Origin of the sequence: Agreia bicolorata (genome assembly GCF_000938265.1) — a bacterium.
Taxonomy (GTDB): Bacteria; Actinomycetota; Actinomycetes; order Actinomycetales; family Microbacteriaceae; genus Agreia; species Agreia bicolorata.
The window spans coordinates 385,588-409,695 of the sequence record NZ_JYFC01000002.1 but is presented as its reverse complement, the minus strand read 5'-3'; the positions used below and the strand labels follow the sequence as shown (position 1 = coordinate 409,695).

The 24,108-nt window shown below is 65.3% G+C and carries 23 protein-coding genes; 15 read left to right on the top strand and 8 right to left on the bottom strand.

All coding sequences use genetic code 11. The annotated features are described in order from the left end of the window. Positions 1–26 precede the first annotated feature (26 nt). The 8 genes from TZ00_RS05375 (at position 27) to TZ00_RS05340 (ending at position 9,461) form a co-directional block, all read left to right on the top strand. Positions 27–1,316: an ABC transporter substrate-binding protein gene (locus tag TZ00_RS05375; protein WP_044439829.1), complete on the top strand. Its 1,290-nt coding sequence runs from the start codon at positions 27–29 to the stop codon at positions 1,314–1,316. Between the two features lie 197 nt (positions 1,317–1,513). Beyond that, positions 1,514–2,341, top strand: coding sequence for a carbohydrate ABC transporter permease (locus tag TZ00_RS05370; RefSeq protein ID WP_238579589.1), 828 nt, complete (start codon positions 1,514–1,516; stop codon positions 2,339–2,341). Then, positions 2,338–3,231 (top strand): carbohydrate ABC transporter permease, encoded by an 894-nt coding sequence (locus TZ00_RS05365; RefSeq protein WP_152631093.1) that lies wholly within the window; start codon positions 2,338–2,340, stop codon positions 3,229–3,231. Before TZ00_RS05370 ends, TZ00_RS05365 begins: the two co-directional genes overlap by 4 nt. A gap of 2 nt (positions 3,232–3,233) precedes the next feature. Beyond that, entirely contained in the window at positions 3,234–5,237 is a 2,004-nt protein-coding gene (locus TZ00_RS05360) for a beta-galactosidase (RefSeq protein ID WP_044440370.1), read from the top strand. Next, positions 5,234–7,348 carry an alpha-galactosidase gene (locus TZ00_RS05355; RefSeq protein WP_044439827.1) on the top strand — a complete coding sequence of 705 codons (2,115 nt, stop codon included), beginning with the start codon at positions 5,234–5,236 and terminating at the stop codon, positions 7,346–7,348. The genes TZ00_RS05360 and TZ00_RS05355 overlap by 4 nt, the downstream gene beginning before the upstream one ends. A gap of 51 nt (positions 7,349–7,399) precedes the next feature. Further along, positions 7,400–8,086: a histidine phosphatase family protein gene (locus tag TZ00_RS05350; protein ID WP_044439825.1), complete on the top strand. Its 687-nt coding sequence runs from the start codon at positions 7,400–7,402 to the stop codon at positions 8,084–8,086. A gap of 28 nt (positions 8,087–8,114) precedes the next feature. Next, complete coding sequence (locus tag TZ00_RS05345; RefSeq protein ID WP_044439824.1) at positions 8,115–8,678, top strand: DUF3090 domain-containing protein; 564 nt, start codon at positions 8,115–8,117, stop codon at positions 8,676–8,678. After that, positions 8,679–9,461 (top strand): SCO1664 family protein, encoded by a 783-nt coding sequence (locus tag TZ00_RS05340; protein ID WP_044439822.1) that lies wholly within the window; start codon positions 8,679–8,681, stop codon positions 9,459–9,461. It begins immediately after the preceding gene. Positions 9,462–9,563: 102 nt separating this feature from the next. On the opposite strand, the gene TZ00_RS05335 is transcribed toward TZ00_RS05340, so the two are convergent. Continuing rightward, positions 9,564–12,143, bottom strand: a complete 2,580-nt coding sequence (locus TZ00_RS05335) for an ATP-dependent Clp protease ATP-binding subunit (protein WP_044439821.1) — start codon at positions 12,141–12,143, stop codon at positions 9,564–9,566. Between the two features lie 197 nt (positions 12,144–12,340). Between TZ00_RS05335 and TZ00_RS05330 the strand changes: the two genes are divergently transcribed. Then, positions 12,341–13,246: a hypothetical protein gene (locus TZ00_RS05330; RefSeq protein ID WP_044439819.1), complete on the top strand. Its 906-nt coding sequence runs from the start codon at positions 12,341–12,343 to the stop codon at positions 13,244–13,246. 295 nt (positions 13,247–13,541) lie between these two features. Further along, positions 13,542–14,870 (top strand): reverse transcriptase family protein, encoded by a 1,329-nt coding sequence (locus TZ00_RS19225; protein ID WP_161793732.1) that lies wholly within the window; start codon positions 13,542–13,544, stop codon positions 14,868–14,870. Positions 14,871–14,877: 7 nt separating this feature from the next. Here the strand turns inward: TZ00_RS19225 and TZ00_RS19915 are convergent, their stop codons facing one another. The 4 genes from TZ00_RS19915 to TZ00_RS05310 form a co-directional block, all read right to left on the bottom strand. Further along, entirely contained in the window at positions 14,878–15,039 is a 162-nt protein-coding gene (locus TZ00_RS19915) for a hypothetical protein (RefSeq protein WP_161793731.1), read from the bottom strand. Positions 15,040–15,048: 9 nt separating this feature from the next. Continuing rightward, positions 15,049–15,237, bottom strand: a complete 189-nt coding sequence (locus tag TZ00_RS05320; protein WP_044439815.1) for a hypothetical protein — start codon at positions 15,235–15,237, stop codon at positions 15,049–15,051. Next, positions 15,238–15,522: a hypothetical protein gene (locus TZ00_RS05315; protein ID WP_044439813.1), complete on the bottom strand. Its 285-nt coding sequence runs from the start codon at positions 15,520–15,522 to the stop codon at positions 15,238–15,240. Between the two features lie 81 nt (positions 15,523–15,603). Beyond that, entirely contained in the window at positions 15,604–16,077 is a 474-nt protein-coding gene (locus TZ00_RS05310; protein ID WP_238579588.1) for a MarR family winged helix-turn-helix transcriptional regulator, read from the bottom strand. Between the two features lie 58 nt (positions 16,078–16,135). Here TZ00_RS05310 and TZ00_RS05305 point away from each other — a divergent pair, with 58 nt between their 5' ends. Further along, a complete protein-coding gene (locus TZ00_RS05305; protein WP_044439811.1) occupies positions 16,136–16,957 on the top strand; it encodes a tryptophan-rich sensory protein in 822 nt (273 codons plus the stop codon). On the opposite strand, the gene TZ00_RS05300 is transcribed toward TZ00_RS05305, so the two are convergent. Both TZ00_RS05300 and ypfJ read right to left on the bottom strand, forming a co-directional pair. Next, positions 16,939–17,424, bottom strand: a complete 486-nt coding sequence (locus tag TZ00_RS05300) for a GNAT family N-acetyltransferase (RefSeq protein WP_044439809.1) — start codon at positions 17,422–17,424, stop codon at positions 16,939–16,941. The genes TZ00_RS05305 and TZ00_RS05300 overlap by 19 nt on opposite strands. A gap of 2 nt (positions 17,425–17,426) precedes the next feature. Next, positions 17,427–18,308, bottom strand: coding sequence for a KPN_02809 family neutral zinc metallopeptidase (ypfJ, locus tag TZ00_RS05295; RefSeq protein ID WP_044439808.1), 882 nt, complete (start codon positions 18,306–18,308; stop codon positions 17,427–17,429). Between the two features lie 130 nt (positions 18,309–18,438). Here ypfJ and TZ00_RS05290 point away from each other — a divergent pair, with 130 nt between their 5' ends. After that, positions 18,439–19,620, top strand: coding sequence for an acyl-CoA dehydrogenase family protein (locus TZ00_RS05290; protein WP_238579587.1), 1,182 nt, complete (start codon positions 18,439–18,441; stop codon positions 19,618–19,620). Position 19,621: 1 nt separating this feature from the next. Here TZ00_RS05290 and TZ00_RS05285 read toward each other — a convergent pair whose 3' ends face one another. Next, positions 19,622–20,197, bottom strand: coding sequence for a 1,2-dihydroxy-3-keto-5-methylthiopentene dioxygenase (locus TZ00_RS05285; RefSeq protein WP_044439806.1), 576 nt, complete (start codon positions 20,195–20,197; stop codon positions 19,622–19,624). Between the two features lie 178 nt (positions 20,198–20,375). Between TZ00_RS05285 and TZ00_RS05280 the strand changes: the two genes are divergently transcribed. Genes TZ00_RS05280 through TZ00_RS05270 form a run of 3 tightly spaced genes read left to right on the top strand, consistent with a single transcriptional unit; the run spans position 20,376 to position 24,099 of the window. Continuing rightward, a complete protein-coding gene (locus TZ00_RS05280; protein ID WP_202965824.1) occupies positions 20,376–21,464 on the top strand; it encodes a substrate-binding domain-containing protein in 1,089 nt (362 codons plus the stop codon). After that, on the top strand, positions 21,461–23,053 hold the full coding sequence (locus TZ00_RS05275; protein WP_238579586.1) for a sugar ABC transporter ATP-binding protein: 1,593 nt from the start codon (positions 21,461–21,463) through the stop codon (positions 23,051–23,053). The genes TZ00_RS05280 and TZ00_RS05275 overlap by 4 nt, the downstream gene beginning before the upstream one ends. Then, positions 23,050–24,099, top strand: coding sequence for an ABC transporter permease (locus tag TZ00_RS05270; protein ID WP_044439805.1), 1,050 nt, complete (start codon positions 23,050–23,052; stop codon positions 24,097–24,099). Before TZ00_RS05275 ends, TZ00_RS05270 begins: the two co-directional genes overlap by 4 nt. Positions 24,100–24,108: the final 9 nt, after the last annotated feature.

The window sequence follows — 24,108 nt, the reverse complement described above, 5'->3', positions numbered from 1 at the left end:
GCGCATCACGTCAAAGGAGATTTCACATGCGATTTCGTACTCTCGGCACCCTCGGGGTGTCGGTCATCCTCGGCACAGCCCTTCTCTCGGGCTGCAGCAGCTCCGGTGGCGATACGGGCAAGGTCACCCTGGAGTTCTGGTCCTGGGCACCGAACACCCAGAAAGTCGTCGATGCCTGGAACAAGGCAAACCCCGACATCACGGTGAAGTACACCGATGCCGGAGGCGGCGATGACTCGTCATCGAAGCTCCTCACGGCGAGCCGTGCGGGAAATGCACCCGATCTCGCTCTAGTCGAGTACACGACACTGCCCGCCATGATCGTCGCCGATGTTCCGGCCGATATCACGTCGTACACCTCCGATATCAAGGATGCGTTTACCGAGGGCACGTGGGCCCAGACGACTTTCGATGGTGCGGTTTACGGCATCCCGCAGGATGTCGGTCCCATGTCTATTACGTACCGACAGGACATTTTCCAGAAGTTCGGGATCGCCGTTCCCAAAACCTGGGACGACTTCAAAACTGCCGCCGAGGCAGTGCGCACGGCAGATCCGCAAGCGGTGATCGCGTCTATCCCGCCAGCTGAGTTCGGCACCTTTGCCGGAATCGCCGCGCAGGCCGGCTCCAAATGGTGGGATGTCAAAGACGGAAAGTGGACCGTAGGAATCGCCGACGAGAAATCGTTGGAGGTCGCGGACTACTTCCAGGGCCTTGCCGACGCCGGTCTGATCAGCACAGATCCGCTCCTGACACCCGAATACGACAAAGCCCTCAACGACGGCACCATGCTGTCGTGGCCATCTGCCCTCTGGGCTCCTGGAGTGCTGCAGAGCGTCACGCCCGATACCGCAGGTAGCTGGGCGATGGCCCCGCTTCCACAGTGGACGGCGGGCGACACGGCAGTGTCGTACCAGGGCGGATCGGCCGTGATCGTCACGAAGAACTCGAAGCATGCGGAAGCGGCAGCCGATTTCGCGAAATGGTACAACGCCAGCGAGGAAGGCGTGAAGATGGTGCTGGGAACGCAGAACCTGTATCCAGCGGCAACGGCCGGCCAAGACCTCGCAAAAGAGCAGGCCCCGCCGGCGCTGATGCCCCAGCAGACGGATTTCTACACCCAGGCAGCCGAGATCTCCTCGAACACGACGCCCGTCACGTGGGGACCGAACGTCAACCTTGCGAAGTCCGTTCTGACGGACGCGCTGTCCAAAGCGATCACAGACAAGACTCCCTGGCGAGACGCATTCATCGCGACGCAAAAGGCTGTCATCGACGATATGACGAAGAACGGCTTCACGGTCACAAATAAGTAGCCGCGGTGGGGCTCTCGAAAGAGAGCCCCACCCATGACGTCAGGAACACAATGAGCCTCACATCTGCACCTCCGACGATTGCGAGTCCCCCGCCGGGGTCGCGACGGTCAGGCATCCGCCGCCGGAGTACACGGCCTCGGTTCGCGCCGTACCTCTTCAGCGCCCCCGCGGTGCTTCTCTACATACTCTTCACACTCGTGCCTGTCGTCTACACGGTCTGGATCAGCTTCCGTGCGTACCGGCTGCAGGGCTCCGGCATTGGCGGCCGTCGAGTAGACGTGTTCGCTGGCTTCGACAACTACGCCACAGTCTTCTCCGACTCTGAAATGATCGCGGGCTTCCTGCGACTGCTCGTCTACGGTCTGATCGCAGTGCCCCTGACCCTTGGGCTCGCGTTGCTCTTCGCCCTGCTGTTGGATGTGCCAGCGGCTCGTGCCAAACGTTTCTCGCGCACCGCGATTTTCATTCCCTACGCTGTGCCCGGCATCATCGCCGCGCTGATGTGGGGATTTATGTACCTGCCGAGCACCAGCCCGTTCTCGTACATCACTCGCGCCCTGGGCTTCGGCACTATTCCATTCCTCGAGAGCCCCGGCCTCTTCGGGTCGTTGGCGAACATCGCGATCTGGGGCGGCGTCGGTTTCAACATGATCATCATCTACACCTCTCTTCGCAGCATTCCGGTCGAGCTCTACGAATCGGCACGCCTCGACGGAGCCACGGAGACGCAGATGGCATTCCTCATCAAAATCCCGCTCACCAGACCCGCGCTGATCCTCACCGGGGTGTTCTCACTCATCGGCGCACTCCAGCTGTATGCCGAACCCACGACCCTGAAGCCGCTGACAAGTCAGATCACCCAGACATGGGCGCCCTTGATGACCATCTACCGCGACGCGTTCATCACCGACAACCTGCCTGCCGCGGCCGCGTCATCGACTGTGCTGGCTCTCGGTACGCTCGCGGTATCCGCCGTCGTGCTGTGGCTGTCGTCGTCTCGTCGCAAGGCGGGAGCCAGATCATGAAAAGCACAATGAAAAACCTCGATGTTCACCCTGTGGCGGTGACCGGGAGGGTCGATCGCCGCCCGCACACTCGTCTGCTGCCCACGTTCCTGCTGATCCTCGGATCTGTCTACTGCCTCATTCCCGTTGTCTGGGTATTCGTTGCGGCCAGCAAAAGCGATGGTGAGCTCTTCAGTACCTTCACCTTTGCGCCGGGAACCGGCCTGTTCTCGAATCTCGGCGACCTCTTCGCCTACGAGAATGGCCAGTTCGCTCTCTGGGCAGCCAACTCCGTGCTGTATGCCGGAGTAGGGGCTGTGCTCTCCACCTTCGTCTCAACGATGGCGGGCTACGCACTGGCAAAGTACGAGTTCCGCGGCCGCAACCTCATCTTCTACTCGATCCTCGCCGGGGTTCTTATTCCAGGCATCACGCTCGCCATCCCCCAATACCTGCTGATGTCACAAGTAGGGCTCGCGGGCAATCCTTTGAGCGTGCTGCTCCCCTCCATCATCAGCCCCTTCGGCATCTACCTCTCACGGGTGTACTGCGAATCGGCAATGCCCAAGGAGACCTTGGAAGCCGCGAGGATCGATGGGGCCTCCGAATGGCGAACCTTCTCGTCGATCGCCCTGCCATTGCTCGTTCCCGGCATGGTGACGGTGTTCCTGCTGCAGTTCGTCGGAATCTGGAACAACTTTCTGCTGCCATTTGTGATGCTGTCCGACCAAGACAACTATCCGCTGACCGTGGGTCTCTTCACACTGCTGTCCAAGGGCTCCGGCTCACCAGCTCTCTACACGCTCGCCATCACCGGCGCTGCCGTGTCGATCGTTCCGCTCATTGCGCTTGTTCTCTTCCTTCAGCGCTTTTGGAAACTCGACCTCATCTCCGGAGGTATCAAAGGATGACCATGCCAACACAGAAGTTGTGGCCCACGCGAGGGATCAGTTTCGGCGGAGACTACAACCCGGAGCAATGGCCCCGCGAAACGTGGGACGAAGACATCCGACTGATGATCGAGGCGAACGTCAACATCGTCACCCTCGGCGTATTCAGTTGGGGAACCGTCGAATTCGAGGAAGGACGCTTCGACTGGGCCGCCACCGACGAAATCATCGGTCTTCTCTGGGAGCACGGAATCTCGGTGGACCTCGCCACGCCCACGGCAGCACCACCGGCATGGTTACACGCTGCGCACCCCGAGATTCTTCCGCGAGACAAGAACCTCGTGCCCCAGTTCAGCGGTGCTCGCCTCGGCTGGTGCCCGAGTTCGCCGATCTTCCGCGAGAAATCGTTGAACTTCGTCACCGCGCTGGCCAAACGGTATGCGCAGCATCCGGCCGTCGCGCTGTGGCACATCAGCAATGAGCTCGGGGGCGGAAACGGTCGCTGTTATTGCACCGTCTCAGCTGGCGCATTCCGCCGCTGGCTCGAGCATAAGTATGTCAACATCGACACTCTCAACCTCAGCTGGGGAACCGGCTTCTGGGGCCACAGGTATGCCTCTTTCGATCAGGTAGAGCCTCCGCGCGGGAACGAGGCCCAGAACCCCGCCGCCATGCTCGACTTCGACCGGTTCTCGTCTGACCAGCTCAGGCAGCAGTATCTCGCCGAACGAGATGTGATCAAGGGCGCCAACCCGCAGGCGATAGTGACCACAAACTTCATGGTGGGACCATCGCAGGACGTGGTGAACTATCCTCGCTGGGCCGCTGATGTCGACGTCGTCTCGAACGACCACTACACGATTCCGACTGATCCCCATTCCGCCCAGGACATCGCCTTCTCGGCCGATCGTGTTCGAGGGATGTCGTCGAATAAGGGTCCTTGGCTCCTTATGGAGCACTCGACAAGCGGCGGCACGTGGCATCCGGTCAACCGGGCGAAGGCGCCGCGCGAGCTGATCCGCAATAGCTTGGCCCACGTCGCGCGAGGATCCGACGGGGCCCTGTTCTTCCAGTGGCGCTCCTCGCGCTCCGGAGCCGAACAGTATTTCTCAGGCATGGTCCCGCACGCAGGCACAGACTCCAAGATCTGGCGTGAAACCAAAGAACTGGGCGCAATTCTGCGCAGGCTCGAGCCGGTGGCCGGATCCGTTGTAGAGAAGGCGAAAGTCGCCATCCTTTTCGACGATGAGGCCGGATGGGCGCTGATCCGGGGAATGAAGCCTCGACATATGCGCGACTACGGCGGCGAGGCGCGCACGTGGCATCGTGCCCTGTGGGAGAAGAACATCCTCGTCGACGTCATCGGCCCTTGGGCGGATCTGACTCAGTACGACCTCGTGATCGTTCCGACTCTCCTCCTGGTGAGCGATGAGGATGCGCGGAACATCAGCTCGGTCGCCGAACGCGGTGGCGTTGTCGTTGTGACGTACCTGTCTGGTGTTGTCGACGAGAACAACCGCATCCGCACCGGCGGTTTTCCTGGTGCATTCCGTGAACTTCTCGGCACGTCTTCCGAGGAGTTCTTTCCTCTGCTCGACGGCGAGCGCGTGCATCTCGACGATGCCACGATCGCGACGGAGTGGACCGAGCTCATGCGTGAGAGCGCCACGGCCGAGGTGGTCGCCCGATACACAACCGGCGCTGTGGCGGGGCACCCTGCCATCACCCGATCGAAGCATGCAGAGGGCTCGGCCTGGTACGTGTCCGCAAAACTGGAGTTCGAGGGAATCAATTCAATCATCGACGATATAACGGCGAGCCTCGGCATCGGCGGCGAGCCCGTGCCGGTGGGCATCGAGGCGGTTCGGCGGCTGCACCCGGAATCAAGTTTCCTCTTTCTCACCAATCACAGCGCAGATCCGATCGCCGTCGAGGTGCGCGGTCAGGAACTCATCACAGACACTGCAGTGTTGGGCTCGCTCGACGTTCCTGCGGGCGAGGTTCGGATCGTGCGGGAGACTCGATGACCGTCGCCAAGATCGCCGCGGGTGGAACATCCGTCATCTTTCTCCTGCCTGAAGCAGGCCTTCCGCTCGTGCTGCACTGGGGCGCCGACCCTGGCGCCCTCACCGCCCCGCAGTTGAGCGAGCTCCACACAGCGACCGTCCGTGGGGTGTCGTCCAGCGCGCTCGATCAGCCGTGGCCTCTCACGGTGCTGCCGACAGAATCGGATGGGTGGGCCGGTCGTCCTGGTCTTGTGCTCCAGCGGGAATCCAGCACTGTTTTTCCCGTGTGGCGAGAACCGACGACAACCGTACGGGACGCCAGTCTCGAATCTCGATTCGTGTCAGATGGGCTCGAGTTTCGTTATTCGGCAGTGATCGACACGGCCGGTCTGGTGCATATCAACCAGAGCATCACGAATCATGGAACCGAGCCGCTTTCGGTTCATTCCTTGGAAGCGACCCTGCCCGTCGGCGGGCTGGCGACCGAGGTTCTCGACTTCACAGGTCGGTGGACTCGAGAGAGGACTCCGCAGAGGTCCCCTCTCACCCAGGGCTCCACGGTTCGCGAAAGCCGCCGCGGCCGCACCGGCCATGATTCACCCTTCCTGCTGGCAGTCGGCACACAGGGCTTCGACGATCAGACGGGCCAGATCTGGGCGACCCATCTGGCGTGGAGCGGGGACTCGATTTATCGTCGGGACATCTTGCCAGAGAGCGTCCCCGTCATCGGTGTGGGCGAACTTCTGCGGCCGGGGGAAATCGTTCTGGCCGACGGGCAGGTCTACGAAGCACCGGAAGCCGTCTTCGCTTGGTCTGATGGCGGCCTCGATGCCCTGTCGGCACGATTCCACCGCTCGCTTCGTGCTCGGCCGGGCCACCCCCGCACCCCTCGGCCCGTCATCCTCAACACCTGGGAAGCGGTGTATTTCAACCACGACCAGCAACGGCTTCTCGAACTCGCCGACACCGCCGCAGGCATCGGTGTAGAGCGGTTCGTCCTCGACGACGGCTGGTTTCACCGTCGCCGGAGCGATACGGCCGGGCTAGGAGACTGGTTCGTCGACAGCGAGGTGTGGCCGGATGGTCTGCACCCCCTCGTCGATCGTGTGCGAGTCAATGGGATGCAGTTCGGACTCTGGGTGGAACCGGAGATGATCAGTCTCGACTCGGACCTCGCCCGCCAACACCCCGAATGGATCCTCGGACCAGACATCCACCTGCCCCGCGCCTGGAGAAACCAGCAGGTGCTGAATCTGGCCATTCCCGAGGCATGGAACACGATCTTCGAGCACCTCAGTTCGCTGATCGACGAATACGACATCGACTACCTCAAGTGGGATCAGAACCGGGACCTGCACGAGGCGGCGCCGGGAGGGCGCGCCGGGGTGCACGCCCACACGACCGCCCTGTATCGCCTGCTGGATGGGCTTCGAGCCAGGTATCCGGCGCTCGAGATCGAGTCCTGTGCTTCGGGAGGCGCCCGCGTAGACCTCGGAATTCTCGCGCGCACCGACCGAGTCTGGGCATCCGACAGCAACGATCCGCACGAGCGGCTCGCGATCCAACGGTGGACAGAGTTACTGCTTCCCCCCGAACTCATCGGCAGCCATGTCGGGCTGGCACGCGCGCACACCACCGGCCGACACACGGATCTGGGTTTCAGGATGGCCGCGACTCTCTTCGCATCGCCTGGTCTGGAGATGAACATCGCGGAATGCACACCGGAGGAACGCATCGACCTTGCGCGGTGGATCGCCTTCTATAAGGAGCACCGACAGCTCATCCACTCCGGAGACCTCCGGCACGGCAGTACCGGCGACAGCGGCACCGAGCTCACCGGTGTGATCGACGAGGCGAAGCGAAGCGCGCTTTATCGCTACGCCCGAACGAGTACGTCACGATCCGCCGCCCCTGGTCGGCTGCTGCTCACCGGCCTCGCACCGCACGCGCACTATCGGGTGTCGATCGTCGACGCCCTGCCTTTGCCGACGATGCGAGACAGCTCACCGCCGCTGTGGTTGCAACGCGGGGAAGCGTCAGGCACAGGCCTGACGTTGGCTGCTGTCGGCCTTGCGGCGCCCCTGCTCGACCCCGACCAGGCGCTAGTGCTTCGTGTTGAGGCGACGTGCTGAACAACCGAGAGGTGGGACATTTCTGTCACGGCACGTGTCTAGTCTGATCACATGGGCACAGTGATTCTCGTGCGGCACGGCCGCACCCAGGCGAACGTCGACGGCATCCTCGCCGGGCGCACCGCAGGCGTCGATCTCGACGATCGCGGTCGCGAGCAGGCCGCAGCGACGTCCGAGCGCCTGATGACGGTTCCTCTCGTGGGCATCGTCTCGAGTCCGCTCGAACGGTGTCGCCAGACATCCGGCCTGATCCTCGACCGCCAGCAGGGCTCCCCCGAATTTCTCGTCGAAGACGACATCACCGAGTGCGACTACGGCGACTGGCAGGGCGGCACACTGAAGCAGCTCAGCACGGAGAAGTTGTGGAAGGTCGTGCAGTCGAGCCCGAGCGCGGCCGCGTTCCCCGGAGGCGAGTCGCTCGCCGCGATGCAGGCGCGCTCGGTGGCCGCCATCCGGCGCCTCGATGCGCGGTTCGAAGAGCAGCACGGGCCGGGCGCGGTCTGGGTGGCGGTGAGCCACGGCGACATCATCAAGTCGATCCTCGCCGATGCCTACGGAATGCACCTCGACCTGTTCCAGCGCATCAGCGTGGGCCCCGCATCCGTCTCGATCGTGCGCTACGGCGCCGGCGCGCCGAGCGTGCACGCGACCAACACGGAATCCGGCGATCTCTCCTGGCTGCGCACAGTCCCGCCGTCCGCCGATGCTCCGGTCGGAGGCGGGGCAGGCCCGGCCTGACTCCGTTCAGCGCTCGTAGACTAGAACCATGGCTCCCCTCGTCCACGCCTTCGACTGGCCCGACCGGGTGGTGGTCGGCACGATCGGCCAACCCGGCTCCCGTTCCTTCTACCTTCAGGCCCGCACGGGCAAGCGCGTCGTGAGCGTCGGCCTCGAGAAACAGCAGTCCGCCGCCCTCGCCGAGAAGATCGAGGAGGTTCTCGACGAGCTCATGAGCCAGGAGGGCAATCCGGCCAGCGTCCCGGCGACAACACCGGTCGAGCTCGTCGACAACGATCCGCTCGATCCCGTCGAGGAGGAGTTCCGCATCGGCACGCTCAGCCTCGGTTGGGATCCCTCGACGTCTCAGGTCGTCATCCAGGCCTTCCCGATCGTCGAGATCGAGATCGACGAAGATCAAGACGAGCTCGAACTCGACCTCAGCGATGTGGAACCCGACGAGATGCTGCTCGTGCGCATTCCCGTCGGCTCCGCCCGGGCATTCGCCAAACGCACCCTCGAGGTCGTGGGCGCGGGTCGGCCGCTATGCCCGTTGTGCGGCATGCCGATGGATGCCGATGGGCACGTCTGCGACCCATCGCCGGATTTGTAGATGGCGACAGAGGCAAACGACTCCGTCGATGCGCTCGGTGCGGAGCTCGTCCTCACGGGACGCATCACGACCGCGTCGAATGCCACGTTTCTCGCCCGGATCGGCGAAACCGTCGTCGTCTACAAGCCCGTCGCTGGCGAAAACCCGTTGTGGGATTTCCCCGACGGCACCCTCGCTCAACGCGAGGCCGCGGCCTACCTCCTCTCTGAGGAGTTCGGGTGGAACGTCGTTCCCCGCACCTGGCTGCGTGACGGCCCGATGGGCGTGGGCATGGTGCAGCTGTGGCAGGACATCGATCCTGAACAGGATGCCGTCAACCTCGTCGCCGCGGATCGGCTGCCCGCAACCGGATGGCGGCGGGTACTCGACGGAACCGACGAGAACGACCGCGAGGTCACGCTCATCCACGAAGACGGCGACGCTCTGAGGCGCATGGCGATCTTCGACGTGATCGCCAACAACGCCGACCGCAAGGGCGGCCACATCCTCGCCATGCCCGACGGGCACAGGCACGGCGTCGATCACGGCCTCACGTTCCACGAGGAGCACAAACTGCGCACCGTGCTCTGGGGATTCACCGGAGACGAACTCCGCCCCGATGAGATCGCCGCCGTCGAGCGGGTGCGCACGACGCTCTATGCAGAGTTGGGAGAGGCTCTGTCAGAGCTCATCACGCCGCTCGAACTGGATGCGCTCGACGCCCGCTGCGAGCGCCTGCTCTCGCGGGGCCGCTTCCCTGCCCCGCGAGGACACATGCCCGCGGTGCCGTGGCCCCTCTTCTAACCGCGCATCAACGCCAATAGTGCCCTCTCCGGACTGAAGTTCCCGGCACACCGGGAACTTCAGTCCGAAAAGGGCACTCCTACCGCGTTTCGGCCTCGTGGGCTATGCCGCGAGCGGCACCTCCGCTGTGGCCGAGACCACGCTGAGCCGGCCGTCGATGACGTCGACCGAGACTCCGCCGCCATCCAGAACCGCAGAACTGACCAGCAGCTCGGCGATGCGGTCGTCGAGCTCGCGCTGGATCACCCGGCGCAGCGGACGGGCGCCGTACTCGGGCTCGTAGCCGTGCTCGGCGATCCAGTCGATCGCCGCCTCGCTGATGTCGAGCGAGACGTTGCGCGCGGCCAGACGCGACCGCGTCGCATCCAGAAGCAGGGCCACGATCTGCCGCAGCTGCGGCTGGCCGAGCTTCGTGAACAGCACGATCTCGTCGATGCGGTTGATGAACTCGGGGCGCATAGCCTCGCGCAGCTTGCCCATCACCCGGTCGCGCAACGCCTTGTCATCGCCGAAGCCGTCGGCCGCGTTTGGCGCGGCGAAGCCGATGGGGCCTCCGCGGCTCGCGAGGAACTCCGAGCCGATGTTCGACGTCATGATGATGACCGTGTTGCGGAAGTCGACCGTGCGACCCTGTCCATCGGTCAGGCGCCCGTCGTCGAGAACCTGCAGAAGCAGATTGAAGATGTCGGGGTGAGCCTTCTCGATCTCGTCGAAGAGGATGACCGAGTAGGGGTTGCGCCGCACTCGCTCGGTGAGCTGTCCGGCCTCGTCATAGCCGACGTATCCGGGAGGGGCACCGACGAGACGAGAGACCGTGTGACGCTCGCCGAACTCGCTCATGTCGAAGCGCACCATGGCCTTGTCGTCGCCGAACAGAGACTCGGCCAGAGCCTTGCCGAGCTCGGTCTTTCCGACGCCAGTCGGGCCGAGGAACAGGAAGCTGCCCACGGGCCGGTTCGCGTCGCCCATTCCGGTGCGGTTGCGTCGCACCGCCTTGGCGACGACCGACACGGCGTCGTTCTGGCCGATGACGCGACCGTGCAATTCGTCTTCGAGCACGGCGAGGCGCTCACGGTCTACCTGGGTCAGGCGTGCGGCGGGGATGCCGGTCGCCCGCGAGATCACAGCCGCGATCTCGGCCTCGCCGACGACGGCGTCAACCGTGACGGCATTGCTGGTGGATGCCGACGGATTGGCAGCCGCAAGCTTCTCGTGCACGGCCTCGATGCGGTCGCGCAGCTTCGAAGCCTCCTCGTAGTGCTCGAGTGAGACGGCCGCGTTCTTCGATGCCTCGAGTTCGCTCAGCTCTTCGAGCAGGGCGGAGGTGTCGATTCGGGATCCGAGGCTGAGCCGCAGACGGGCGCCGGCCTGATCGATCAGGTCGATCGCCTTGTCAGGCAGGAACCGGTCGGTGACGTAGCGCGCCGACAGCTCGACGGCGCCGCGAATGGCCTCGTCGGTGTAGCGCACGCCGTGGTGCTCCTCGTAGGCGCCACGCAGTCCTGACAGAATCGCGATGGCGTCGTCGATGGAAGGCTCGCCGACGTGCACGGGCTGGAAACGGCGCTCGAGCGCGGAGTCCTTCTCGATCGAGCGGTACTCCTTGAGCGTGGTCGCGCCGACCACGTGCAGCTCGCCGCGGGCAAGCCGGGGCTTCAGAATGTTGCCGGCATCCATACCGCCCTCGCCGGAACCTCCGGCGCCCACGACCGTGTGCAGCTCGTCGATGAACACGATGAGCTCGGTCTTGTGGGCGCTGATCTCGTCCATCAGCGTGGTGAGGCGCTCCTCGAAGTCGCCGCGGTAGCGGGTGCCTCCGAGCATCGCCGGAAAATCGAGCGAGACCACACGCTTGTCGCGCAGCTGCTCGGGCACGTCGCCGGATGCGATGCGCTGGGCCAGGCCCTCGACGATAGCGGTCTTGCCCACGCCGGCCTCGCCGATCAGAACAGGATTGTTCTTGGTGCGGCGCGACAGGATCTCGACGGTCTGCTCGATCTCGTCGGCGCGGCCGATCACGGGGTCGAGGCCGCCGTCGCGGGCCATGGCGGTGAGGTCGGTGCCGAACTTGTCGAGCATCGGGGTCGTGGATGCCTCGGGCGCGTCGGCCTGCACGCTCGGCGCCTGCTCGCCCATCGTCTCGCGCATGCCGGACTGCAGAGCCTCCGGCGTGATGCCCGCGGCCGACAGAACCTGACCCGCGGGAGAGTCCTGGCTGATTACGAGGGCGAAGAAGAGATGCTCGGGATCGATGTAAGTCGAACCCGAAGCGCGGGCGACCTGGTACGCGTGGAACAGGGCACGCTGGGCCGACTGCGTGAATACGGGAGCAGAAACGGCCTGGCCGGTCTGTACCTGGGGCAGACGCTGCTCGGCGGCCTCGGAGATGTCGGCGGGGCGAACGCCCAGGCGGGCGATGACCTCGGCCGCGGGCTCGGTCTCGGCAAGCACGCGAAGAATGTGCAGGGCGTCGAGTTCACGGTGGCCGTGCTCGATGGCGAAGCGACCCGCAGATGCGAGAACCTCGTGGGTGCGCCGACTCATAAGCCGGCTGATGTCGATCGAGCGTCCCGCCTGGGCCGCGCGCTCACCCTGCAGATAACGGGCGAGGAACTCGTCGAACGAGTTGCTCCCGGATCCGTCGGATTCCGGGGAAGAGTTGGGGTCGAAACGATCGGGCAAAGTAACCTCCTGTGAAACTTGAGTGCCTTCGACTCAACTCAACAAAGCAGACCGCGATCTATTCCCGCGCTCCCCTCGCACACTGAGGTTCGGAGTATGGCCGCTTCGATGCCAAACGAAGCGGCCACACTCCGCACCTCAACGCTCCCTGTGGAGAGCGGGCGCGGCCGCAACTCGAAAGTTGGCACTATGTGCGCATGAGTCCGCGAGCGCCCAAGCCGTTTCAGCATCCTGACAGGGCCTTCACAGTGAGTGAAGCCTGCGGCCACGGCATCTCCCGACGCCGGCTGCGGGCTCTCGATTTCGATAAGCCATTCCATGGCATCCGGGTCGCAGCTCAAGAGCTGACCTTTCTCGACGATCTCTGCCGCGCATTTCTCCCTCGAATGCCGCAAGGCGCCGTCTTCAGCCATGTCACGGCGGCCGCGCTGTTCAGAATCCCCCTGCCACTCCGGCTGAGCACCTCACGCGAGCTGCACGTGTCTGTTCCAGCAACGCGGCGCGCGGTCGATGCGAAAGGCATCGTCGGCCACAAGGCCAGTCTCAGTGGCGACGACTGGGACAACAGGTTCGGGTTTGCCGTCACGACTCCGGAACGCACCTGGTGTGATCTGGCCTCGCTGCTCACGCTGCCTGAACTTGTAGCAGCGGGCGACAAGTTGATTGCGCGACGACTTCCACAGAGTTCCCGAGCCGCTCTCGAACGGGCCGTGTCCATCTACCCGTCGCGGCGTGGCATCCGGAATCTTCGACGCGCACTCGGCCTGCTCTCCGACCGGGCGGAGTCTCCGAGAGAATCGCTGCTGCGTGTCGCGATCGTTCTCGCGGGGCTGCCCGAGCCGACCGTCAACATGCGAGTCTTCTCGGCCAAAGGCAAGTTCTTGGCTCGAGTCGACCTTTGCTATCCCCACCTCAAGCTCTCTCTGGAGTACCAGGGCGATCACCACAGAACCGATCAGAGGCAGTGGCGCAAAGACATCACTCGTACGCGAGCGTTGCAGACCGACGGATGGACGGAGCTTCAGTACACGCAGTCAGACCTCGATGACCCGACGAGGTTCCTCGAGGAACTTCGCGTGATGCTCACTCGTCTCGCGCACTGAGGTTCGGAGTATGGCCGCTTCGATTCGCGAGGAAGCGGCCATATCCCGCACCTCAGTGCCCGAAGAAAACAACGGCGCTCGACGGCGTCGGAGGCTGCCGTTAGCGTGGGGGAATGCGACGGACTGCGGACGAGGCGGGTGGAGTCGACAGACGAACACCCTCTCCGAGGTCACCCCGGGGTACAACTCTCAGCCTGAACGCACAACCGCAGGCACCACACCGCGCTTCGCGCGGTCGCGGGCCCGCACCGATCGATCGGTCGCCCGCGGTTCGTCGCATCCATTCCAGGGCAGCGTGAAACAGCACTCGATAGCAGTGGGCCTCTCCCACGCCATGCTCGCCGCCCCCGAGTGGGCATTCGATCCGCTGATGGATGCCTGCGGCCGGGCACTCGGGGCACGTCCGGGCTGGCTCTGGCCCCTGGTCGACGGAATCCTCGACGTCTACCGTCGACCACCCAGAGACGCGCACCGCGAACTCGCACGGTGGATCGAGGCAAGCACCGCGTTTCGAGGCGCAATAGAGGCCGCCCGCGAGGCCGGGCGATCCATCGCTCTCGCGCATCTCGAGACTGTGCCGGCGAGCATGGGCCCAACGCCGCTGACCGTGCCATCCATCGCCGGACTCGGCGAGCTCGCCGACTTTCTCGGGGTGTCGGCGGGGCAGCTCGACTGGCTCACCGACACCGCACACTTCAACCGCCGGACTCCCCGCGGGCGGCTCCATCACTACAGTTACGACTGGCTCGCACGACCCGGGCGCACTCCCCGCCTGCTCGAGGTTCCGACACCGCGCATGCGCCGGGTGCAACGCCGCGTGCTCGGCGAGATCCTCACTGCGCTGCCTCTGAATGACGCGGCGCACGGATTCGTTCCGGGCCGTTCCGCCGTGACCGGTGCCGCAGCCCATGCCGGAGCCGAGACCGTCATCACTCTCGACCTGCAGAACTTCTTCGCGCGGGTCGCCGCCCGACGCGTCTACTCCGTCTTTCGGCAGGCCGGATACCCTGAGGCCGTCGCCCACGCGCTCACCGGTCTCTGCACGCACGCGGTTCCGCCGTGGGTCGGCGCCCGGATGCCCGTGGGCGGCTCGCTCGAGGATCGCTTGGCCCTGAAACAGGCGATCTCAGGATCGCACCTGCCGCAGGGATCGCCGACCTCGCCGGCTCTATCGAATCTCTCCGTTCGCCGCCTCGATACCCGACTGAACGGCTGGGCGGCGGCATCCGGTGCTGCCTACACCCGCTATGCCGACGATCTCGCCTTCAGCGGCGAAGGGCTGCGCGGTCGAGCGGCGGCCACATTCATCGCGGGTGTCGCGAGGATCGTGCTCGACGAGGGGCACCTGCTCAACGAATCGAAGACCCGAATCTCTGGCCGCGGGGCCCGGCAGAGCGTGACCGGTCTCGTCGTCAACGATGGTGTCGCCGTCGACCGGCCCTACTTCGACGAACTGAAGGCGATCCTGCACAATTGCGCGGTGCACGGTCCCCACGGCCAGAACAGGGCCCAGCACGCCGACTTTCGAGCGCATCTGTTAGGACGACTCGCCTGGGTCGAGAGCGTCAGCCCGTCACGAGGAGTACGACTACGACGCGAGTTCGACCGGATCGACTGGTCGTAGCCTGGAGCTACTTGCCTGCCAGCGCGGTGCACTTCGGGCAGTGCGGGTAACCGTTGGTGCCGAACTTCTTGTTCTCAACAGGAATCGCCTTGCCCACCTCGCAGTTGCGATCGTCGTGAAAGACGTGCGTGTCTTGCGGCTTCTTCGAGTAGTAGGGGTTGACCTTCATGGCCTCAGTCTACGAATCGGATCGCCCCTCGGCGCCCGCCCCAGGTCGGAACGAAGCGTCGTCACGAATGTCGACCCGCGTCACCCCGTCATGCTTCGACACCTCGATACGCGGCTCGGCGTCGGCCTCGGTCGACTTCGGCGCCGTGGTCAGCTGATCGTGGCGCTTCTCGTCGGCAGTCACAGCGCTGTCAGCCATTCAGCTTGCAGACGACGAGTCTGCCGGTGACGTGCCGTCAGACGGCGACCCGGTGACCTTGTCCTTCGCGGCCTTGGCCACATCGACCAGCTTCTCCTGAACAACCGGTGCGGCCTCGCGCACAAGATCGCCGGCGTCCGAAACAGCCTTCTGCACGTGGGGGTCATGCCAGACATCGCTCGCGCGGGCCTTCAGCTCGGTGTACTTCGCGCGTCCGGCCTTGGTGCCGAGAACGTAGCCTGCGGCCAGGCCCACGCCGAGTCCGAAGATGAGTCGTGCTGCCATGATGAGCTTCCTTCTATCCGAAATGAGATGCGGTTCCTCCAGCGTGGCATGATCGATCGGATGCCCCGCGGGGCTTGCGCTTCAGGCCTCCGGCTCCCAGCGCTTCGCGGCGGAAGAGGCGATGATCGCCAGTAGTGCGGCACGGAAGGCCTCCGGAGCGTCGACCTCCGGCATCATGTCGCGCTCCAGCGTGCGCGCCGAGTTCCAGACATCGACGCCGGCGGGCGTGACCGTCACGATGTGCCGTCGACGGTCGGCGGGGTCGGCGGTTCGCTCGATGAAACCCTCGCGCTGCAGCCGCTCGAGAGTGCGGGAGATGGTCTGGTTCTCTACGCGTGCGAGGCGGGCCAGATCGGTCTGGCTTCGAGGTTTTTCCTGCAGCAGATGCAGAACGACGAGCCCGGCGTGCGTGAGACCCAGTCGATCGAGCGTCTCGATCCAGGCGTGCTCGACGAGCCGTGATGCGGTGGCGAGCAGCCGCCCCGTGGGCCAGTCGTGCATGTTCGGGCCGGCAGCGGAAGCCCCCCGGGCTTCTGTCGTCGGCTCCTCGCTCATTGTCCAAATGTAAGCTACCGTCAATTAGTAAGCTGGCTGACCAATCGGAAGGCTCCCCATGTCGTCGACATCCACCGCAACACGCTCGGATCGCGCCCGCCAGATCACCGTGGCTGTCAGCGCCGTGATCGCCGTGGTCGGATCGTTCATCGGCTCGGGAGCTGCGGGCGGAACGCCCATCCAGAATGCCGCAGGCGGTGCGCTCGGCGCCGACTCGACCCCCATCGCGCCCGCCGGCCCCGCTTTCTCCATCTGGTCGGTGATCTACCTCGGACTCCTCGCCTACGCGGTGTGGCAGCTGCTGCCCGCCCGGGCGTCCGCTCCGCGGCAGCGTCTGGTGGGCTACTGGGTGGCGGCCTCACTCGTGCTCAATGCCGCCTGGATCCTCAGCGTGCAGTTCGATCAGCTCGCCCTCTCCTGCGTCGTCATCGTGCTGCTGCTGGCCGTGCTCGCCCGCACCTTCCTGCTTCTGGTCGATGGACGGCCGACCGGGCTGGTTGAGACGATCGTGCTCGACGGAACGATGGGCCTCTACCTCGGCTGGGTCTCGATCGCCACGGCCGCCAACCTGACGGCGGGACTGACCGTCTCCGGATTCGACGGCTTCGGCTGGGGCCAGGATGCCTGGGCCGTGATCGTGCTCGCCGTGGCCGCACTCGTCGGCGTACTGATCGCGATCCGGGGCCGGGGCCGGCTCACCCCCGCAGCATCGCTCGCGTGGGGTCTCGCCTGGGTCGCAGTGTCGCGCACGATCGGCACACTCGTGTCTCAGCCCGCCACGATCGCCGCCATCGTGGCCGCGGCCGTCGTGGTGATCACGACCATCGCCATCCGGATTACGACGCGATTCGCGACGCGCGCTCAGGGAACCCAGCGGTAGAGCTTGTCGGGCTCGCCCTCGGCGTCACCGGCCGCGTGGCGGCCGGTCGACCAGGCCTCTCGAACGAGCGAGAATCCCACGCTCTCGAGAAAACGGATGGCGACCGCGTTGCGCTGGAACGCCCAGAGCCGCAGGCCCTCGGGGCTCTCCCGCTTGGCGACTTCGATCAGCCGGTGCCCGACGCCGAATCCCTGCGCCGTAGTGCGCACGAAGAGCTGGCTGAGCCATCCGTCGTGCAGCGCGACGACGCCCACGATGTTGCCGTCGACTGTCGCGACCCACGCCTTCGTCTTGTGCAGCAGCACATTCGACGTCCACCAGCGGTCTTCCTCGATCGTGTTGCGGCCGCCGAGCCACGGCATCGAATCCTCGGTCGAATAGTGGATCACCTCCGCGATCGCGTGCGCGTCGCTCGCGTCGGCACGGCGCACATCGTCGATGTGCGTCGTGACCCGCTCCCTCTTCATGGCTACAGCTCTGACCCGCTGATCGAGAAGGTGTCGCAGCTGCCGGCGCCGTTCTTGAGCCCGGCCTGGAACCACTTCTCGCGCTGCTCGCTCGATCCGTGAGTCCACGTCTCGGGGTTCACCTGGCCCGAGCCCATCTCCTGGATGCGGTCGTCACCAATGACCGACGCAGCGTTCAACGCATCGGCGACCTGCGCATCCGTCACCGGCTTGAGGAACGTAACGCCGTCGACGTCTTCGGTGGTGGATGCCGCGGCCACCCACGCCCCGGCGAAGCAGTCGGCCTGAAGCTCGGTACGAACGGAGTCGGAAGTCGGCCCGGTGTCTGTGCGATCGGTGCGATCCATCACACCGAGAAGATTCTGGATGTGATGGCCGTACTCGTGCGCAACCACATACATCTCCGAGAGGGTTCCGCCGGTGGCCCCGAACTGCGTGCGCAACTCGTCGAAGAACGAGGTGTCGATGTAGATGGACTGGTCGGGCGGGCAGTAGAACGGGCCGGTGGCGCTGGAAGCCTGGCCGCAGCCCGTGCCGATGGAGTCAGTGAACAGATTGATGTCGTTCGTTGGCGTGAACGCCACTCCCAGAGCCGGGGCCTCATCTGTCCAGTAGTCGTAGAGCGAGTTCTCCGCTCCCACCATCAGGCATTCGACGTCGGCGTTCGCGTCGGATCCGAAGTCGCATTTCTCGAGGGACTCCTCGTTCTGAGTGCCCTGCTGTGCGCCACCCGCAAGGCCGGTGAGGTCGACGCCCAGAAGCTGAGAAAGCAGAAAAAGCCCGATAACCACGACAGCGCTACCGCCGCCCACCGCGATGCCGGTGTTTCGACCGCGTTTGGACACGCGACTCGTGTCGAGCTTGGCGTTGTCGTTGAAGGTCATAGCAAGAAGCTAGCGCTTCGGCCAGGCCTCGGGCAGCCCCCGTCGGCCGAGCACGGCATAGTGGTAATGAACGATTTTCACCCACCGCACCCGACCGGAGCCCACCGTGTCAGACCATCACTCCCCTATCGTGATCACCTCTGAGGAGGCCGCCCTCGACGCGGCCGAGTCGCTGGCCGAGCGGTTCGCCGCAGACGCGGCCCGAGCCGACACCGACGGCCGCGCGCCGTTCGATCAGATCGCGGCGCTACGCGCATCCGGCCTGCTACCCGCGCTGGTACCGACCCGACTCGGCGGCGGCGGGCTCGACTGGCACACCGTCTTGCGGGCGCTCCGCCCGATCATTCGCGCCGATGCGGGGCTCGGCCACGTGATCGCATACCACTTCGTGAACTCGTGGCGCATTCAGCTGAACGAAAACCAGCATGTGATCGACGACCTTTATCGTGGCCTCTCCGCCTCGTCCTGGTTCTGGGGCGGCGCAGGCAATCCGCGGGATGCCGGGCTCGAGCTGACACCGACAGCCGACGGCTTCACGGTGTCAGGCCGCAAGTTCTTCGCCACCGGCGCGCAGGTGGCAGACCGGGTGACGGCGAGCGGAACCAGGGTCGACACGGGCGAGCGCCTGGCCATCGTGATCGATGCGAAAGCCCCTGGAGTCGTGCACCACGACGACTGGAGCAACATCGGCCAGCGCCTCAGCGCATCCGGATCGGTGTCATTCACCGACGTTGCCGTTCCGCACGCGCACGTGCTCGGCCCGAACGAACAGGATGGCGAGCTGTACCGACCCTACGGATCGCTGTCAATCCTGGCGTTCCAGCTCGCGATGAACCACATCCACGTGGGGCTCGCCGAGGGCGCGCTTGCCGAGGCGGCTGACTACGCGCGCACCAAGACGCGCGCATGGGCGATGTCAGGGGTAGAGAACGCGGTCGACGACCCGTACATCCGGCAGACGATCGGCGAACTCACCGCTCAGACCCGAGCCGCGGATGCACTGACGTGGAGCGCGACGAACCTGTTCGTCGACGCCGCCAATAAGGGATGGGAACTCAGCGACGAGGAGCGCGGCAGAGCAGCTGTGGAGATCGCCGCTGCAAAGGTCGTGACGACACGCACGGCGCTGCACGTCACGTCGACCGCGTTCGAACTGATGGGCGCGCGCGCCACCAGCGAGTCGGCGGCCATGGACAGGTTCTGGCGCAATGCGCGCACCATCACACTGCACGACCCCGTCGTCTACAAGGCGCAGGAGGTGGGCGACTTCGCCCTCACGGGTGCGTTGCCCACCCCCAGCGCCTACAGCTGACCTAGGCGGGAACGCTCGCGAGCTCGTCGTAGGTCGCGAAGTCCTTCGCGATCTCGCTGCCCGTGAAGTTTCCGATCCAGCCGTCGTCGTCGTGGAAGAACCGCACCGACACGTACTCCGGGCGCGTGCCCATGTCGAACCAGTGGGTGGTGTTCGCGGGAACGGAGATCAGGTCTCCGGCCTCGCAGAACACAGCGTTGACCTTGCCGTTGGCGCGCAGGTAGAAGACGCCGCTGCCCCGAGCGAAGAAGCGATCCTCATCGTCGTCGTGGCGGTGCTCGCTCAGAAACTTCTGGCGGGCGGTCGCAGCCTGCTCGAGATACTCGGGCGAGTTGTCGTCGACGATCGAGACCACGTCGACGAGGGTGTACCCCTGCGCGGCGTTGACGGCATCGATCTCGTCGCGGTATGCCTCGAGAACCTCGTCCTGCGTCGGCTCGGCCGAGAGCTCCTTGAGCTCCCATCGGCTGAACCGGGCGCCGAGCGTCGAGAGCACGTCGGTGATGACCTGCGCGTCGCGGGTCTGGAGTTCGGGGGTGGAGGCGTTGTTCTCGTCCCACACGGTCAGAAGAGTCATACGCCAATCGTAACGATCAGGACACAGGCGCGGCCACACGAGTAATACGAGGTCATACGGCGTCAAGGCGATGGTCTCTGCTGGTTGAATCTGATCATCGCACTCCGCCCCTTCGGCAGTGCGGCCCGATTCGCTTGCCCTACCCACGCTTCCCTACCCACAGCTTTCAGGAGAAACCATGGCCATCTCGCGCCGCATCCCCCTACTCGTGCTCGCCGCGACGACAGTGCTCGCGTTGTCGGCCTGCGCCCAGTCGAACGGCACCACGTCGGAGGCGTCGACGGACGCGCCGGCCACCGCATCCGCTGCCCTGCCCGCCCCCTTCGACGGCGACCCGGTCAAGGTCGCCCTCGTGCGGCAGTCCGGGGCCGGCGACTACTTCGAGGCATGGGGCTCGGGGGCAGCAAAGCAGGCCAAGTCCGCGAACATCGACCTCACGGTCACCGACGCACGCAACGACAACGCGAAGCAGGCCAGCGACCTCGAGCAGGCCATCGCATCCAAGCCCGACGCCATCATCGTCGACCACGGCAACACAGACACTCTGCAGCCGCTCATCACGAAAGCCGTCGAGGAGAAGATCCCCGTGGTCGTCTACGACCTCGCACTCACCGACGCGACCGGCGTCGTGACCACCTCGCAGTCCGACGAATCGATGGCTTCGGGTGTTCTCGACCAGCTCATCGACGACGTCGGAGACGGCGCCAAGGTCGGCTATGTCTCGGCCACCGGCTACGCAGCCCTCGACCGCCGCGCCGTCGTCTGGAACAAGTACGTCGCCGACCACAAGCTCGACGTGGTGTTCTCGACCGGCAAGGTCTCGGAGTCGACCGCGACCGACAACATCCCGCTCGTCGACGCCGCCCTCAAGCAGAACCCCGATGTCAAGGCGATCTTCGCCCCCTACGACGAAATCACGAAGGGCGTCGTTCAGGCTGTGAACCAGAACAACCTCGGTTCGAAGGTCAAGGTCTACGGCATCGACATCTCGAACGCCGATATCGAGGTCATCACGGCCGACGGCAGCCCCTGGGTCGCCACCTCGGCGACCGACCCCTCCGCCGTCGGCGCGGCCGTGGTGCGCTCGCTCGCACTCAAGCTCGCCGGCCAGCTCGATGAAGACGACGTGCAGTTCCCGGCCAAAACGATCACGCAGTCGTTCCTCACCGACAACTCGATCGACAACGTCACCTCGCTGCGCGAGAAGGAGCCGAGCCTCGACCTCTCCGACCAGGTCACGGCAGACTGGCTTCCCGCCAACTCGTGATCGAATCGTCCATCCCTGAGGGAGGCGAGCTGGCGACACTGTCGCCGGTCGTCTCCCTTTCGGGCGTCTCCGTGGCCTACGGCTCGAATGTCGTACTCACCGATGTGACGCTCGACTTCTTCGCCGGCCGCATCACGGCCCTGCTCGGCGCAAATGGCGCGGGCAAGTCCACCCTCATCAAGGCGCTCTCGGGCGCCAATCCCCGATACTCCGGCGACATCGCGGTCGACGGCACCGTGCTGCACCTCTCCTCCCCCGTGCTCGCCAAGGCCCACGGCATCTCCACCGTTCATCAGAAGGTCGCCGACGGCATCGTTCCCGGGCTCTCGATCGCCGAGAACGTGGTGCTCGACGACCTGGCGAGCGCGTCACGGCATCCGCTTCGCAACGCAAAGCAGTCGCTTCTCGACGCCCGCGCCGCCCTCGCCACCCTGGGCCTCGATTGGCCCGACTCCCTGCTCGCGCAGGACGCGGCCCGGCTCAGCATCTCGGATGCCCAGCTGCTGGTGCTCGCCCGGGCGCTCAGGGGCACGCCGAGACTCCTCATCCTCGACGAGCCGACCTCTGCCCTGACAGCCGCCGAGGCCGAACGGCTCTTCGCCGTGCTCCGGGCCCTGCGTGACACAGGCCTCTCGATCGTCTACGTGTCGCATCGCTTCGGTGAGATCGAGGCGCTCGCCGACCGCGTGGTTGTGCTGCGCGACGGGCTGGTGCAGCACAGTTCCGAGCGGCCGTTCGCCTGGCACGAGATTCTGCACGACATGCTCGGTCGCGCGACCGAGCTCGAACAGACGCGGGTGGATGTCCGCCGCGGCCAGAACGTCGTCGCCCGCGTGAGCGGCGTCCCACTGCTTCCCGCAGCGCCCCCGCTCGACCTCGAGGTGCGCGCGGGCGAGGTACTCGGCATCCTCGGACTCATCGGGGCCGGCAAGACCGAGCTCGCCGAGCTTCTCGCAGGGCTCGCGCGGCCGGCATCCGGAACCCTCGAGCTCGACGGTGAACCGTACACACCGAAACGGCCCTCCGACGCGCTGCGCCGCGGCGTCGTGCTCGTTCCCGAAGACCGCCAGCGCCAGGCCCTGCTGCCCGGCTGGTCTGTCGCGCACAACATCTCTATCCCATTCCTCAAGATCTCGTCGGCTCTCGGCACTCTTCGCTCAGCCCGAGAGACCTCGCGCGCCCAAAAGGTGATCGACTCGCTCGGTGTCGTCACAGCCGGGCCGAATGCGTCGATCGACGACCTCTCCGGCGGCAACCAGCAGAAGGTCGTCGTCGGGCGGTGGCTGTCGGCCGGCCCGCGCCTCGCTCTTCTCGACGAGCCGTTCCGCGGCGTCGACATCTCTGCGCGTCGCGAGATCGGCGATCGCCTGAAAGACCTCGTCGCGGCTGGCGACGCGGCAGCCGTTGTACTCTCGAGCGACGTCGATGAGATTCTTGAGGTCGCCGACCGCGTGATCGTGCTCGTGGCCGGGGCGATCGAACTCGACGCCTACGCCGACGAGACAGACAGGGCGAGCATCGTCGGGGCCTTCCTCGGCGCGCGCACCCGAGACCATTCCGCCGTTCCGCCCGAAGGACACCCGAAATGACCAGCGCCACCCTCCCCCCTAAGACCGCCTCGTTCGCCGAGCGAGGAGCCGCCTTCGTCGTGCGCTGGGGATTCATCGGGGTGACCGTCGCCCTCATCGCGTTCTTCGTGATCACCGAGCCCAACTTCCGCACGGTCGACAACGTCTTCGGCATGCTCAAGTTCATCGCGCCAACAGCCATCGCGGGCTTGGGTGTGATGCTCGCGATCACCGTGGGCGGCATCGATCTCTCGGTGGGAGCCTCCGCCGGATTCGCCGTGTCGATCGCCGCCTGGACCATGGTGATCGGCAATCAGGTGGGTGCCGTCGCGATCGGCGTCGTTCTGCTCGGAGGCCTGCTCATTGGCGGACTGAACGCGTTTCTCATCGTCGTTGCACGCATCCCCGACCTGCTCGCCACCCTGGCGACCTCGTTCGTGATCGTCGGGCTCAAGCTGCTTATCGTCGACGGAAAGTCGATCTCATCGCAGATGTCACTGGCTGACGGCTCGACCGCGCCGGGCAAGTTCACGGCCGACTACCTGTGGCTCGACAGGGGCAGCCTCGGGCCGGTTCCCGTGCCCGTCATCATCTTCGTGGTGATCACGGCGCTGCTGTGGTTCATCCTGGAGCGCACGCGGTGGGGCCGCGCCCTCTACGCGGTCGGCGCGAACGCCGAAGCCGCCCGGCTTGCCGGCATCCGGGTTCAGCTCTACCGCACCATCGCCTACATGGGTTGTGGACTTCTCGCGTCGATCGCCGGTCTGCTGCTCGGTGCACGCATCGGCCAGGGCGACGTATCGGCCGGCAACTCGCTGCTTCTGGATGCCGTGGCCGTCGCCCTCGTGGGCGTCTCGGTTCTCGGCATCGGCAGGCCCAACGCCTGGGGAACAGCTCTCGGCGCAATCCTGATCGCCGTGATGGTCACCGGTTTCACCATGGTAGGACTGCCCTACTACGCGCAGGACTTCGGCAAGGGAATCGTGCTGCTCATCGCGCTGCTCTTCAGCTTCACGTTCTCGCGCCGCCGAACGGTCGTCACGGCCGGCAGCACGACCTCGTCATAGAACTCGTGG